The organism is Streptococcus sp. Marseille-P6264 (genome assembly GCF_902460355.1).
Classification (GTDB): domain Bacteria; phylum Bacillota; class Bacilli; order Lactobacillales; family Streptococcaceae; genus Streptococcus.
Map to the genome: position 1 here is coordinate 481,746 of NZ_CABPTO010000001.1, position 14,262 is coordinate 496,007.

The 14,262-nt window shown below is 42.3% G+C and carries 12 protein-coding genes; 3 read left to right on the plus strand and 9 right to left on the minus strand.

Translation table 11 applies throughout. The features are described 5' to 3' along the window. Positions 1 to 118 precede the first annotated feature (118 nt). The 4 genes from FZ941_RS02485 to FZ941_RS02500 form a co-directional block, all read right to left on the minus strand. Positions 119 to 667, minus strand: a complete 549-nt coding sequence (locus FZ941_RS02485) for a DJ-1 family glyoxalase III (RefSeq protein ID WP_148886716.1) — start codon at positions 665 to 667, stop codon at positions 119 to 121. Positions 668 to 703: 36 nt separating this feature from the next. After that, a complete protein-coding gene (locus FZ941_RS02490) occupies positions 704 to 1,936 on the minus strand; it encodes an FtsW/RodA/SpoVE family cell cycle protein (RefSeq protein WP_148886717.1) in 1,233 nt (410 codons plus the stop codon). Positions 1,937 to 1,948: 12 nt separating this feature from the next. Next, positions 1,949 to 2,923, minus strand: coding sequence for a YeiH family protein (locus FZ941_RS02495; RefSeq protein ID WP_148886718.1), 975 nt, complete (start codon positions 2,921 to 2,923; stop codon positions 1,949 to 1,951). Positions 2,924 to 3,036: 113 nt separating this feature from the next. Further along, positions 3,037 to 5,481: a bifunctional DnaQ family exonuclease/ATP-dependent helicase gene (locus tag FZ941_RS02500; RefSeq protein WP_148886719.1), complete on the minus strand. Its 2,445-nt coding sequence runs from the start codon at positions 5,479 to 5,481 to the stop codon at positions 3,037 to 3,039. A 132-nt stretch (positions 5,482 to 5,613) separates the two neighbouring features. Between FZ941_RS02500 and FZ941_RS02505 the strand changes: the two genes are divergently transcribed. Further along, complete coding sequence (locus FZ941_RS02505) at positions 5,614 to 6,246, plus strand: MBL fold metallo-hydrolase (RefSeq protein WP_148886720.1); 633 nt, start codon at positions 5,614 to 5,616, stop codon at positions 6,244 to 6,246. Between the two features lie 189 nt (positions 6,247 to 6,435). Then, the gene (locus tag FZ941_RS02510) at positions 6,436 to 6,630 is read left to right on the plus strand and encodes a hypothetical protein (protein WP_148886721.1); all 195 of its coding nucleotides are present in this window, start codon (positions 6,436 to 6,438) and stop codon (positions 6,628 to 6,630) included. An 88-nt stretch (positions 6,631 to 6,718) separates the two neighbouring features. Here FZ941_RS02510 and ftsX read toward each other — a convergent pair whose 3' ends face one another. From ftsX to prfB, 3 genes are all read right to left on the minus strand, one after another. Then, complete coding sequence (gene ftsX, locus FZ941_RS02515) at positions 6,719 to 7,645, minus strand: permease-like cell division protein FtsX (RefSeq protein ID WP_148886722.1); 927 nt, start codon at positions 7,643 to 7,645, stop codon at positions 6,719 to 6,721. Beyond that, the gene (gene ftsE, locus FZ941_RS02520; RefSeq protein ID WP_148886723.1) at positions 7,638 to 8,330 is read right to left on the minus strand and encodes a cell division ATP-binding protein FtsE; all 693 of its coding nucleotides are present in this window, start codon (positions 8,328 to 8,330) and stop codon (positions 7,638 to 7,640) included. The genes ftsX and ftsE overlap by 8 nt, the downstream gene beginning before the upstream one ends. A gap of 54 nt (positions 8,331 to 8,384) precedes the next feature. Next, a protein-coding gene (prfB, locus tag FZ941_RS02525; protein WP_111705360.1) for a peptide chain release factor 2 occupies positions 8,385 to 9,480 on the minus strand; the annotation gives its coding sequence in 2 pieces (ribosomal slippage) (positions 8,385 to 9,407 and positions 9,409 to 9,480; 1,095 coding nt in all). A 280-nt stretch (positions 9,481 to 9,760) separates the two neighbouring features. On the opposite strand from prfB, the gene FZ941_RS02530 reads away from it, so the two are divergent. Next, complete coding sequence (locus FZ941_RS02530) at positions 9,761 to 10,621, plus strand: metallophosphoesterase (RefSeq protein ID WP_148886724.1); 861 nt, start codon at positions 9,761 to 9,763, stop codon at positions 10,619 to 10,621. Here FZ941_RS02530 and FZ941_RS02535 read toward each other — a convergent pair. Beyond that, positions 10,615 to 11,406, minus strand: a complete 792-nt coding sequence (locus FZ941_RS02535; protein ID WP_148886725.1) for a DUF2785 domain-containing protein — start codon at positions 11,404 to 11,406, stop codon at positions 10,615 to 10,617. The genes FZ941_RS02530 and FZ941_RS02535 overlap by 7 nt on opposite strands. 88 nt (positions 11,407 to 11,494) lie before the next feature. Beyond that, entirely contained in the window at positions 11,495 to 14,191 is a 2,697-nt protein-coding gene (locus FZ941_RS02540; RefSeq protein ID WP_148886726.1) for a cation-translocating P-type ATPase, read from the minus strand. Positions 14,192 to 14,262 lie beyond the last annotated feature (71 nt).

Sequence of the window (14,262 nt, forward strand, 5' to 3'; positions counted from 1 at the left end):
TTATTATACCATATTTTTTGAAAAAAAGGGGCTTTTATTTATGATGAAATAGCATATTTTCATAGATTTTTCATCCAACTTAGACAGAAAAAATCCACCCGAAAATCGGGTGAATCTTTTAGTTCTCAAAAACATCTTTAAAAAGCATAGAACTGGCCAATTGATCCGCATCTCCGCCTAGCTGGTGAACCAACTCATAGGCAAAAGGCAGAGCTGTAGATGGACCACGGCTGGTGATCAGTTTTCCATCTACGACAACGGTCTGCTTCTGATAGCTACCATTCTCAATGTTGGCTTCCACCCCATCGTAGCAAGTGAAATTCTTGCCATTCAGCAGACCTGCGCGGTCAAGGGCAATCGGAGCGGCACAGATTGCTGCAACAAATTTACCTTCTACTTGAAATTCCTGCAAAACTTCCATCAAGCGGTCGTCATCACGCAGATTTGTTGATCCTGGCATACCGCCTGGAAGAACGACCATATCATAAGCAGATAGATTGCCATTCCAGACTTGATCGGCTTTGACAGTAATCTGGTGAGAGCCTGTCACAGACTCCTCAAAACCAATCATATCACAGATAAAGCCTGCACGACGCAAGACATCGACAACGGTGAGGGCTTCAATTTCTTCAAAACCATTAGCTAACATAAGAGCTACTTTTTTCATACAAAATACCTTCCTAGGATACGAGGTACCCACTTCTTATTTTATTTTTCTAAGTACAATTTTTTTACGAACAGGCGGAGTCACCGCATGCTTCTCCTCTTCTAAGCTATTTTGATAAGAGACAGACAGTAGGAGACCGATTCCGATGAGATTGCTGACGATGGAGGAGCCTCCTTGAGAAATGAAAGGAAGCGGAATCCCGGTTAAAGGCAAAATCCCTGTCACAGCACCAATATTTTCAAAAATATGAAAGAGCAACATCATAATGAGGCCGGTCGAGATATAGGTGTAGAACTGATTGTTGGACTTAATAGTAATCTGAAGCATACGATGAATCAAGAACAGATAAATAACAATCACCAAACTCGAACCAAGAAAACCAAAATCCTCCGCAATCACGGTGAAAATCATATCACTTTCACGGACAGGTACTAGAAGATTTGAGACATTGAATCCTTGACCTAGCAAACCACCACTTCCAATAGCAATCTGTCCTTGTGCCTGCTGATAAGTTACTGTCTGAGCATATTCAAATGGATGGAGCCAGGCTGAGATCCGATTGATCTGGTACGTCGGCATCCCTAAACCATGTAGAAAAGCACGGCCACCATTTGAAATAAAGATCAACATAAAGACAGTAAAAAGAAGGGATACTGTCAAGAAAACCGGTAGAATAATCTTCCACGAAACACCAGATAAGAGGACAATGCCGCAGTAAATTGCAGCAAATACTAGGGCTGTTCCTAAATCACTCTGCAAGGCCAAAAGTAACAAAACCGGCAAGGTATATAATGCTAATTTTACAATCAAAAAGAGATCTAAAGCAATGGTTCGCTCATAGTTCTTATTTTGCTGCAGAAATTTTACTACGACTCGCGACAGCATTAAAATATAAGAGATTTTCATAAATTCAGATGGCTGAAAGAGAGTAACACCTCGAATAGATACCCAGTTTTTCGCCCCTGTAGAAGCCACTAAGCTCTCACTATAAAATACAAGCGGAAGAACCATAAGTCCTAAGCCTAAAACATACAGAAAAGGCGTCATCTTCCAAAGAAACTTAGTGTTAAAAAACATAACGATAAAGCTAATCAGAAAGCCTAATAAAATCCAAACTACTTGCTGACCAACAATCTGCAAGACATTATTTGGATAATCATGGCTAACCGCTATATAAATAGCCGTAACTCCGATTGATAGTAAGAGCAAGACAGGTAAAAGCAAGCTGTAATCAATCCGAGACTCAAATGTTCTTCGCTGTGAAGGCATAATTTTCCTTTCTTACAAAAAATATTGGATAATCAAGCTAGAAACTGCGACGCAGAACCAAGCAAAAGCTCCGGTTAATAAAGGCCCAGCTCCAGCTTCCTTGAACTGTTTGAATGAAACTTTGGCTCCAATCCCGGCTAAGGCCATAGCCATCAGCCATTGGGATAAAAGTTTCGTGTAAGGAACTAGATTTGATGGAAAAATTCCCAAACTGCTCACTACAGAAGCCAGAACAAACCACAAAATAAACCATGGAAAAATCTTCTTCAAGTCTACTTTTTGAGCTGACCGCTTATCTCGAACATATCGATAACCTGCAAAGATGAGACAGGCGGGTACAATCATCAAGGCTCGGCTTAGTTTGACAATGGTTGCCAAATCTCCCGCTGCTTGACTGTAAGTATAACCCGCCGCAACGACTGACGAAGTATCATTGATGGCCGTCCCTGCCCAAGTCCCAAAATAGGCATCAGACATTTGCATGAGATGTCCCAGAAAAGGAAAGATAAAAACAGCTAAAATATTGAAAAAGAAGATGGTTGAAATGGAAAGAGCAATATCCTCTTCTTCTGCTTCTAAAATGGGCGAGGCTGCTGCAATAGCTGAACCACCACAGATTGCCGTCCCAAAGCCAATCAAAATGGTTAAAATTCGTCTCATCTTGAAGAATTTCCCAGCTGCATAAGCCGCAAGAAAAGCGATCAAAATAGTCAAAATACTAATCTTCAAAGAAGACAAACCCGTTGCAGAGACCTTGGCAATTGACATGGAAAAACCTAAAAAAATAATAGAACATTGAAGCAGTTTCTTTCCTGCATAGGTCAAGCCCGGCTGAAAGGCATCTGGAAGTTTCCATAAATTATTGAGCAAAATTCCTAAAATGATGGCAAACACACTGGATCCAATCAGCGGAAACCAATTTCCTAAACAAATGGAAACAGCTGCTATCGCAAACGATAGAGCAATTCCTAGTAGATTTTTTTTCACGTCATAACCTTCTTCCTATTCTTTTCATTATAGCAGATTTTTGGCATCAGTAGCCGAGAAAATTTGCAATCATTTAGAAAAACAGCCAGATAAATCGACTGTTTTAAGCAGTTTTAGTCGAAAAATTCTTTTAATTCCTTTAAAATATCCTGTTCCGAAAGCATTTCTAGAGATGCCAGCTGGTTTAGATTTTGCTGGATTTGCCGACCGTAGCGCTTGGTTGAAATACGCTTGTCTAGAAGAATAACCGCCGACTTCTGGTGTTCATTGCGACGGGTTCGCCCCATAGCCTGCTTCAACCGTAAAATAGCTGACGGCAACTGATAATCGTAAAAAGGATTTTTGCCTTCTGCCTTAAGATGATGATTGATTTTTTGCACAAAGAAATCTTTGGGATTATCAAAAGGAATCCGCGTGATGAGCTGAATGATTTGGTCTTGCTGAGCAAAATCCGCTCCTTCCCAGAAACTGCCTGCTCCTAGCAAGATGGGCGCCTCTCCCTTATCAAAACGACGCTTGATATTGGCTGGCTCGCCATTCTTATACTGGGCCAAATGCGGCAAGGTCAGCTGGTCTGAAGTGGCTAGCAATAAATCCTTGGAAGTAAAGAGAACCACCATCGGCAGATTCAGTGGAACCAAGCTCTCTAAGCTTGCAACAATCCTCTCAGCGTATTCCTGAGTTGATAAATCCACCACATCTGGAAAATCTAGATCTAAGAAAAGTTTCTGCAGGGGCTTCTTTTGCTGAGGAAGTTTATAAAAATGATAATCCTCAAAGCCTAGTAATTGAGGCAAATTCACCTTGGAACTAATCTCCAAAGTAGAGGAGACCAAGATCACCTTAACGGTATCAGGTAGGTAATCCTTACATCTCATGAGTTCTGAGCGCCCAGCATGAAGCCTTGTCACCCGATGATCTGCAAATTGTTCTTCCGTTAGCCAGTAGTACTGGTACTTGGTTGAAAACAATTCCCTGAGCTCTGGCAGCAAGCTCTCATCCAGCTCAGACACATCCTGACGTAGCTTGGCTATCTTCTTGGAATCCAATTCACTGGTCTTACCCCGCTGCTTTTCGGCAGCATACGCTAATTCAAATTGGATGCTTTGCAGGATGCGTTCTTGTAAAATCCGTTTTTCTGTCTGCAAAGCTTGGCTGATAGTTTGCAATTGCTTGGTCAAATTGATACTGGCCTGCGAAAAACTTTCCAAGGCAAAAAACATTTTTTGAGCCTCGTCCACCACCAGCATCCGATTGTCCAGCAAAGACTGGTCATCTTCTAGGCGCGTCAGAAGGTAAGCATGATTGGTAATCACGACACGACTGCTAGCTGCCTTGACCTGTCCCAGTCGCCAAAAATCCTCTTCATAAAAGAGCGAATGCTTGCTTAATTTCCCATCATGGCGTATCTGGCTAAAGTAAGACTCGAAACGATAAGCCTGGCCGATTTCATTTAAATCACCCGTCTCCGTCTCTGTCAGCCAGATCAAAAGCTGCATTTTGCAACGATTAACAAGTCGATTATCATCCAAAACCGATAGACTTTGATAAAAATGATCTAATTTTAGATAATTTTCGGGACTTTTGAGATTATGGAAGGAGATATGAAATACTTCCTCTAAGAGTCGGCCTTCCTTTTGCATCAGCTGGTCCTGTAAAATCTTCGTTGGAACGGTCACCAAGACTCTATCCTGACCATGAGCCAAAATAGGCAATAAATAGCCAAAGGTCTTGCCAAGTCCTGTCTGGGCCTCCAAAAAACTAGGTGCCGTCTGACTAAGCGCCTCAGTCACATACTGCGCAAATGTCAGCTGGTCAGGACGCTCGTCCAGCCCCAGCAGATAAAGGTTGGTCAGAAAGTCCTGCGAAAGTTTCTTTTCAGGCGGCAAGATTTTCGGCTTTTTCAAATAGGTACCATGCGTCTCCTGCAAATCCTGACCAGAATAGTCTGGCATAAACTGAAAAATCTCTTCGATAGCTAGCCGCGACTCATAGATGAGACTATCGGCAAATTCCAGCACTTTCTCTAGCAAGGCTTTTGGCAGTCCTGCCATCTTTTTCTGGATTTTTAGAAATAGCTGAGCTGTTGCCTGAGCATCTGCCAAAGCGGTGTGAGCATTTTCCAGAGGAATCTCCAGAAGATTGCACAGATTTCCTAAGGCATATTTATCAAAAGTCGGATAAAAAACCTGAGCTAGTTCTACCGTATCTACTCTTGGAGTCAGCAGGTCAAAGCCTTCCCAAAAGAGAGCTTCTGCCAATAGATTGGCATCAAACTTGACATTATGGGCAACAAAAATCGCATTCTCAATCAGCTCGTAAACCTCACGGGCAACCTGCGAGAAATCAGGAGCTTGGCGCAAGCGCTGATCATCCAATCCTGTCAGCTGTTTAATATGCTCATCCAAGTCCTCATGCGGATTCACATCTGTTTCATAAGTTTGGCAAATCACCCCGTTTTCAATGATGACAATGCCGATTTGAATAATTTTTGCATTGCTGTTCGCACTTGTAGCCTCCAAGTCGATAACAGCATATTTATAGTTCGATTGTGTCATACTGCTATGATTATATCACAAATGCCAGCCTGAGACATCTGAAAATAAGCTGAGCCCCAAAATAAATTTTGTGCAAAATTTCTGCTTTTTTGTTACACTCTTTATTGAGAAAACATACGCAGAGGAAGCCCAATGAAAGTTCACAAAATTGTCAATCTCATCGCTTTTGAAAACACTTATATCCTTGAAAATGACCATCATGTCATCGTAGTTGACCCCGGCAGCGACTGGCGAAAAATCCAACGCAAGCTAGAAGAAATTGCTAAGCCCATCACAGCTATTTTACTGACTCATACGCATTACGATCATATCATGAGTCTGGATAAGGTCCGAGATAACTTTGCCAATCCGCCCGTCTATGTAGCGGAGAGCGAAGCAAGCTGGCTCTATACTCCTACTGATAATCTATCTGGTCTTGACCGCCATGCAGATTTGGAAGATGTCATTCTCAGACCTGCCGAACATTATTTCACCTATCACCAAGACTACCAACTGGACGACTTTCATTTCTATGCTGTGCAGACACCTGGTCATTCTATCGGAGGAGTTTCCATTATTTTCCCAGAAGATCAGGTCGTTCTGACTGGTGATGCTCTCTTCCGTGAAACCATCGGCAGAACAGATCTACCGACTGGTAATATGGACCAGCTCCTTGCTGGCATCCGCGAAGAATTATTTGTCTTGCCCAAAGACTATCGTGTCTATCCCGGCCATGGAAATGACACAACGATTGGCCACGAAAAGAATTTCAATCCATTTTTCTAATAAACTAATAGTGAGGCAGATAACAAGACTGCCTCATTTTTTTATCTAGTAAATGACTATTTCTACATCTGCAGATGAAATTAGAATGAAAAGTCAGGAAATAGGCTCTACAATCTGACTTCCATGTCATGTCACTTTTTGCTTATTATGATATACTTAGTTCATAGAAAATAAAGGATGGTCTTCATCATGGATAAAAGAAAAATTTGGTTAATTCTGCTGGCTATTTCAGCTATACTAACTCTCCTTGGATTAGGTTTTTCTGCTTATAATTTTTATGTTTTTGACAAGCCTTTTCTAAACAGTACCACAAAAGGCCTCTTGTCTGCATTCTTTTTTACCCTCATTATAATCAGCCTCGGCCTACCGAAAACAAAGCGATAACAATAATTTATATTTTTAATGCAATAAAAAAACAAACACCAAATGATGTTTGTTTTCAATCCGAACAGCCTACACGGCTGTTTTTTTATTAAATCTTCAAGAAGCGTCTCATGGAGATGGATGAACCAAGTGAACCGATCAAGATTCCCAAGACTGACACAGCCCCAATCATAGCAGGGACAAACAAGTTTGGCTCAATCATGGAAAGATTTTGCGCAACGAGATTTTTATTCATGGTTTGATAGGCCATATTATAACCAAAATAAACTAAAGCTACTGGTAAAACTGAACCTAGCAAACCGATCCAAGCGCCTTCAAAGAGGAATGGACCGCGGATATAGCTATTTTTTGCACCCACTAAGCGCATAATCTGAATCTCACGACTCCGTGAAATAATAGTAATCCGAATGGTATTGGAAATCAGGAAGACTGCAATAAAGATGAGCAAGCCTGCCCCTACTAGTCCCCATACTCGGATAAAATCAGATAAGGCAAAGAGTTTTTGCGTATTAGCTCCACCATCCTGCACTTCCGAAACGCCTTCCAGCTTCTTGGCTTCTGCCGCAACGGAATCTACATATTTATGCTCTGTCGTATCGACAATGTAAGCGTCATAAAGTGGATTTGAATCCCCCTCAAAGACCTTCCATTCACTTCCCATTGTCTCTGTCAGCTTTTCGTACTGCTCTTCTTTACTTGAGTAAGTAACCTTTGAGACATGATCCATTGAAGTTAGGGCATCATAAATCTTATGGTAATCATTATTTTTAACTGTCTGACCTTCTTTAACGATTGTTTTGCTGTTGTCAGCGATGTCTTTACGCATATAGACAACAATACGAACGTTGTTTGAAATATCAGACGCTAGCTTTGCAGTATTTAAAATAACAGAGGCAAAGATAGCAACTAAACTGAGAGTAATCGTAACTGAACTCACAGCTGCGACTGTCATCCAACCATTCCGCTTAAGGCTCTTAAGCGATTCAATTAAATGACGGAAAAACCTTCTAATCATCGTATCCGTATTCTCCTTCCGCCTCATCACGCACCACACGACCATTTTCGATAGCAATGACGCGGTGACGTAGGGTATTTACAATCTGACTATTGTGAGTCGCCATCAGGACTGTAGTTCCTTGCAGGTTAATGCGCTCCAGCAAATTCATGATTTCCCATGAATTATCTGGGTCCAAGTTACCAGTCGGCTCGTCAGCAATCAAGACCTGAGGATTGTTGACAATGGCACGCGCAATCGCAATCCGCTGCTGTTCTCCCCCTGACAACTCATTCGGGAAGGAACGAACCTTGTGCTTAAGGCCAACCAGATCCAAAACTTCCATGACGCGTTTCTTGATATTTCTACGACGCTCACCGATAACTTCCATAGCGTAGGCAATATTCTCATAAACAGTCTTTTTAGGAAGTAGTTTATAGTCTTGGAAAACCACACCAACTCTACGGCGCAGCATTGGAATATCCCGTTTCTTGATTTTTCCCAAGTTAAAACCTGCTACAGCAAGGCTCCCTTTATCGATTTTAATTTCACGATAGAGGAGTCTAATAAAGGTTGATTTACCTGCTCCTGATGGACCTACAATATAGGCAAATTCACCTGGTTCGATATGTATAGATATACCGCGTAGAGCAGTTGTCCCGTTGTCATATTTTTTAACAACGTCTTTCATTTCAATCATTGACATGAATTAGTACAATTCCTTTCATCAGAGTTTTTATCTAGCGATTTCACTCTGTTTTTAGTTGAGTCTCCATTTTAAATAGGCATCAATAAAGCCATCTAAGTCTCCGTCCATGACCTTATCCACCTGAGCTACTTCATAGCTAGTTCGATGATCTTTGACCATTGTATAAGGAGTAAAGACATAAGAACGAATCTGACTGCCCCAAGAGATTTCTTTCTTATCTCCCTTAAGCGAATCGACTTCTGCTGCTTTTTTCTCTTGTTCCAACTGATAGAGCTTAGCCTGCAACATTTTCATAGCTCGGTCACGGTTGCCATACTGGGTCCGGTCAACGGTAGACTGTACGACAATTCCTGTAGGAATATGGGTCAATCGCACACCAGTAGAAACTTTATTGACGTTCTGTCCGCCGGCTCCACCTGAACGGAAAGTGTCCATCTTAATGTCATCATCACGGACTTCTACTTCAATAGTATCGTCCAACTCTGGCATAACCTCTACTGAGGTAAAGGAAGTATGACGACGTTTCGCCGAGTCAAATGGCGAAATCCGAACCAAGCGGTGAACACCCATTTCTGACTTGAGTAGACCGTAAGCATGTGGCCCTTCAAAGGAAAGAGTCACTGACTTAATACCTGCCTCATCACCAGCCTGATAATCCAAGACTTCTACTTTGAAGCCCTTGGCATTGCCAAAGCGCGTGTACATCCGCAGCAGCATATCGCCCCAATCCTGAGCCTCTGTACCACCAGATCCTGGGTGAATTTCGAGAATGGCGTTGTTATTATCATAAGGCTCTGACAGCAAAAGAGTCATCTCATAGCTGGTCATCATTTTCTCAAGCTCGGTCAACTTTTCTTCCAGCTCTTCCTGAACTGAGTCGTCCTCAGCCAGAAAATCAAGCAAGATTTCCGATTCATCAAAAAGCTCGGTCATCTGATGGAAATTCTCATAGGTTTGCTTGAGTTCATTGAGCTCCTGAGATGTCTTTTGGGCTGCAATGTTGTCATCCCAAAAGTCAGGTTCTGTCATCTTATTTTCTAAGATGGCAATTTCTTCTTCCAGACCTTCTAAGTCAAAGAGACCCCCTGAAAGAAGCTAATTTTTCACGATTTGCGTCAATCTTTTGACGAATTTCTGAAATGTCCATAAATACCTCTTTTCATATATCGTTTTATTATAACACATTTTCAGACATTTGCCTAATCGGATAATGAAGCTCCTTCATTTTATACAATTTTTAGTAGATAGGCAAGAATGGGAGCTGCTTGTTACGGAATTGTTAAAAAAGTAATATAATGACATGGGGTTGGAAGAATTATCCTGGATCACAAGGTTCTAATAATCTATTTGGGATTCAAATAGAAGGGATACCCTCCATAAGACGCTTAAATATTTTCAAGTTTTTCAAAATATGCTAGACTAAAATCATGACAAGAATCGGATTTATGAGCGACCTCCATCTGGACTCCAATCAGTTTGGAGATTTTGAGCAGCGAACTCTTCGCCATCTTTTAAAAGAGGAAGGGATTGACCACCTACACATTGCAGGGGATTTGTCCAACGACCTGACCAAGATTAGTTTGCCTTTTATTGAAACTTTGAAGCAAGAGATTCCCCTTTCTTTTAATCTGGGAAACCACGATATGCTGGGACTTTCTGAGCAAGAAATTTCAAACTATGATTTTCAGGTGCAGCAGTTCGGCCAGACCAAGCTCATCAGCTTTTCTGGCTGGTACGACTACAGCTTTGTTCCAGAAAAAAGTAAAGAAGAGCATCCGAGAACTAAGAACAATTTCTGGTTTGACCGCAGATTGGAGCGTCAACTAGACGATCCCAGTATTACAGCTCAGACGCTGCAAGAGTTAGAAAAACTGCTGATGACTTTAGATGGTCCCATTATTGTTGCTCTGCATTTTGTCCCCCATCAAGACTTCCTTTATGACCATCCCTATTTCCAGCGCTTCAATGCCTTCCTAGGAAGCCAAGCTTTTCATCGGCTCTTTGTCAAATACAGGGTGAAAGAGGTTGTTTTCGGTCATCTCCATCACCGCCACCAAAGCCGTGTTATCAAAGGTGTCCGTTACCATATGCGTCCTCTAGGCTACATCCGTGAATGGGAACTGACTCGGAACTTTTTTAATGACTTTCCTCAGTATAAGATTCCCCAGATGTACCGCCTGCACAAGCGTTATAATGCTGTCAAAGATTTAGTCGAATTTCGAGACTATAAGAAAAAACACCTGGCAGCTGAACTGCGAGATGCTTTAACAGTGATTGAAGTTCAGTAATGGAAATGTTGAATTGCAGCTCTCAGCTCATCTGAGAGCTGCTTTTTGCTGTCCAACTGGACATAGACTTCTAATAAGCAGGAGCGAAAATTGGAAAAAGCAATGAAGTCTTGCTTGCTTTCTAATGGAAAACTCTGTGATTGAAGCCACAATCTAAATTCATGCTGCGACAGTTTTTTCTTTAAGACAGCTTGATAGAGCACCTGGGCTAAGCGCCAATCCTCATCATTTCCGAAACGGACTAAAACTCTTTTAAAAACTTGATGAATGACCTCTAAAACCTCTGGCATCCTACTGGAGGGAAAGTCCGGATGACAGGCCACTTCTGTCAATAAGTCTGCTCCATGAGCGAAGGCATGAACCCAACCGTATTTCCTAGAGTAACCCCTTGTGTCTCTTTCTACTGACAAGTAGGTTAGCCCCTTATCTAGTAAATAATTTCTTTCTTGCACTGATAAAGCCTGACAATACGAAGAGTTTGGATTTCCATCACAGTTTAAGAGATTAGCATAAAGTAAAGCCGTGAAGGAACGTGTTAAGGTAGCTTGACCATTTTTATCACTCTTGTAAAAAAGACCTTGTCTTTTGACTGCTTCTTGAGCCAAGAAATGAAACTGTTCAACTAAAAACAGATCACCCTGAAGTCCCCTTGCAAAGGACGAAAAGACTAACTCATCACGAATTGCCGCTTCTGGATGACCAATATGATCCAGCAACCATAAGATTTCTTCCTCATAATACAAAGGAGAAGCTTCTTCCAACTTCTTTCGTAAGTTTTGATACATACTTTCATCGTCCTTTCGAGTTGCTTTCTTTGAATCTGATTATACCCCCTTGTACGCAAAAAAGCCATCCATAGATGACTTTTTGTTGCTAAATAGCATTTTTGTCCATACCCAATTTACGTTGGATGAACTTAACAATTTCAACAATGATAATCATAGAGAAACTGCCGATCAGGACAACAGCCCATTGTGTCACATCTAACTTGGTCACATGGAAAATCTTTTCCAACGGATCAATCACAATGGTTGAAACCAATAGAATGAAAGAAACCAGAATAGACCAGTTAAAGGTCTTAGACTTAAACGGTCCAACTGTAAAGATAGATTGGTAAACGGATTTCACATTGTAAGCATGGAAGAGCTGAATAAGGCCAAGAGTCGCAAAGGCCATTGTCAGAGCGTCCGCATGGATCGCTTTTACATCACCAATATGTACAGGATTGGCAATAGCATAGCCATAAACTGCCAACACCAGAGCACCTTGCAGCAATCCTTGATAGATGATGGAGCTCATGACACCACCTGAGAAGAAGCTAGACTTACGGCCACGAGGCTTATGAGTCATGACACCTGGCTCGGCAGGTTCAACTCCCAAGGCGATAGCTGGGAAAGTATCCGTTACCAAGTTGATCCAAAGCAGATGAACAGGTTGCAAGACATCCCAGCCAAACAAGGTAGCTAGGAAGATAGTTAATACTTCAGCAGTATTGGCAGAAAGAAGGTATTGAATAGTCTTTTGAATGTTCGAGAAGACCTTACGTCCTTCTTCTACGGCTACGATGATGGTCGCAAAGTTATCATCCGCCAGAATCATGTCAGAAGCCCCCTTAGAAACCTCTGTACCAGTGATTCCCATACCGATACCGATATCGGCTGTCTTCAAAGCTGGTGCGTCATTGACACCATCACCTGTCATGGCAACGACCTTACCTTGGTTTTGCCAAGCTTTGACAATCCGTACCTTGTGCTCAGGAGAAACCCGCGCATAGACAGAGTATTGGGCAACAACTTTTTCAAATTCTTCGTCTGAAAGTTCGTTGAGCTCCGCACCTGTCAGAACATGGTCTTCCGTATCTCCTGCTTCAATGATTCCCAAGCGCTTAGCAATCGCTTCAGCTGTATCTTGGTGGTCACCAGTAATCATGATTGGACGAATACCAGCTTCCTTAGCAACGCGAACAGCTTCTGCCGCTTCTGCACGTTCTGGGTCAATCATACCGATTAAACCAGTAAAGATTAAATCATTTTCTAGATTTTCAGAAGTTAAGTCAGCCGGAACTGCATCAATAATCTTGTAGGCGCCAGCTAGCACGCGCAGAGCTTGGTGAGCCATTTCTGAGTTGTTAGACTTAATCAGCTGTGAAGTAGCGTCATCAATCGCTGCAATATCCCCAGCCTTATCACGGGAAACACAACGTTTCAAGAGTTGGTCAGGAGCACCCTTGACAGCCACCAAAAATTTCCCATCTGGCAATGGGTGAACGGTAGACATGAGTTTACGGTTAGAGTCAAATGGTAACTCAGCCACACGAGGATATTTCTCTAAAAATCCTTTAACATCATAGCCCTTGTCCAAAGCATACTGGATAAAGGCTGTTTCCGTTGGGTCACCAATCAGTTTTCCTTCTTGGTCAATCTTGGTATCATTGGCTAGGACAACCGAACGTAAGAGCGGCAGTTCCAAGCCAAGTTCAATATCTTGTCCAGCTTCATTCAGGGCCCCGTCGTAAAAGACTTTTTCGACCGTCATCTTATTCATGGTCAGGGTACCGGTCTTATCTGAAGCGATAATTTCAGTTGAACCAAGTGTTTCTACTGCTGGCAATTTACGGACAATCGAATTACGCTTAGCCAAAACCTGAGTTCCCAAAGCCAGCACGATAGTAACGATAGCAGGCAGACCTTCTGGAATAGCTGCAACTGCAAGAGCAACCGAAGTCATCAGTTCACCAAGCGGATCTTTTCCTTGAATGAAAACACCAACTACAAAGGTCACCGCAGCAATCACTAAGATCGCATAGGTCAGAACCTTAGACAAGTTATTGAGATTTTGCTTAAGTGGCGTATCAGTCTCATCTGCATCTTGCAACATACCTGCGATATGACCGACTTCAGTGTACATCCCTGTATTGACAACAACCCCTACTCCTCGTCCATAAGTCACATTGGAGTTTTGGAAGGCCATATTGACCCGGTCGCCAATACCAGCATCTGCTGCCACTTCAACAGTCAAATCTTTCTCAACCGGAACAGACTCACCTGTCAGAGCCGCTTCTTCGATTTTCAGTGAATTAGCTTCCAAAAGTCGCATATCTGCTGGGACAACGTCACCGGCTTCCAGTCTAACGATATCACCAGGTACCAAGTCCTTAGAATCCACTTCTGTGACATGACCATCACGCAGGACACGCGCAGCCGGGCTGGACATAGATTTGAGAGCCGCAATGGCTTCTTCAGCCTTGCCTTCCTGATAGACACCAAAGATGGCATTGATGATGACCACAGCTAGGATAATGATAGCATCTGCAATATCCTCACCACCTGATGTCACGACAGACAAGACAGCCGCCACCAACAAGATGATAATCATCAAATCCTTGAACTGCTCAATGAATTTCATCAAGAGAGTCTTTTTCTCTCCTTCTTCCAATTCATTGCGACCGTAGTCCGCCAAACGTTGCTGGGCTTGGCTGCTGGTCAACCCTTGTTCGGAAGCTTCCATTGCTTGCAAAACTTCCTCAGGACTTTGCGTATAAAAAGCTTGGCGTTTTTGTTCTTTTGACAAAATGTCTCCTCCTTTTGATGGGCCTCTTTCAAAATAAACAAAAAAGAGACCTGTTTATTAACAAGTCTCGC

Coding starts and splice junctions, on each gene's coding strand:
- FZ941_RS02485 (WP_148886716.1), bottom strand. CDS start 667: ATGAAAAAAGTAGCTCTTATGTTAGCTAATGGTTTTGAAGAAATTGAA.
- FZ941_RS02490 (WP_148886717.1), bottom strand. CDS start 1,936: ATGCCTTCACAGCGAAGAACATTTGAGTCTCGGATTGATTACAGCTTG.
- FZ941_RS02500 (WP_148886719.1), bottom strand. CDS start 5,481: ATGACACAATCGAACTATAAATATGCTGTTATCGACTTGGAGGCTACA.
- FZ941_RS02505 (WP_148886720.1), top strand. CDS start 5,614: ATGAAAGTTCACAAAATTGTCAATCTCATCGCTTTTGAAAACACTTAT.
- FZ941_RS02510 (WP_148886721.1), top strand. CDS start 6,436: ATGGATAAAAGAAAAATTTGGTTAATTCTGCTGGCTATTTCAGCTATA.
- ftsX (WP_148886722.1), bottom strand. CDS start 7,645: ATGATTAGAAGGTTTTTCCGTCATTTAATTGAATCGCTTAAGAGCCTT.
- ftsE (WP_148886723.1), bottom strand. CDS start 8,330: ATGTCAATGATTGAAATGAAAGACGTTGTTAAAAAATATGACAACGGG.
- FZ941_RS02530 (WP_148886724.1), top strand. CDS start 9,761: ATGACAAGAATCGGATTTATGAGCGACCTCCATCTGGACTCCAATCAG.
- FZ941_RS02535 (WP_148886725.1), bottom strand. CDS start 11,406: ATGTATCAAAACTTACGAAAGAAGTTGGAAGAAGCTTCTCCTTTGTAT.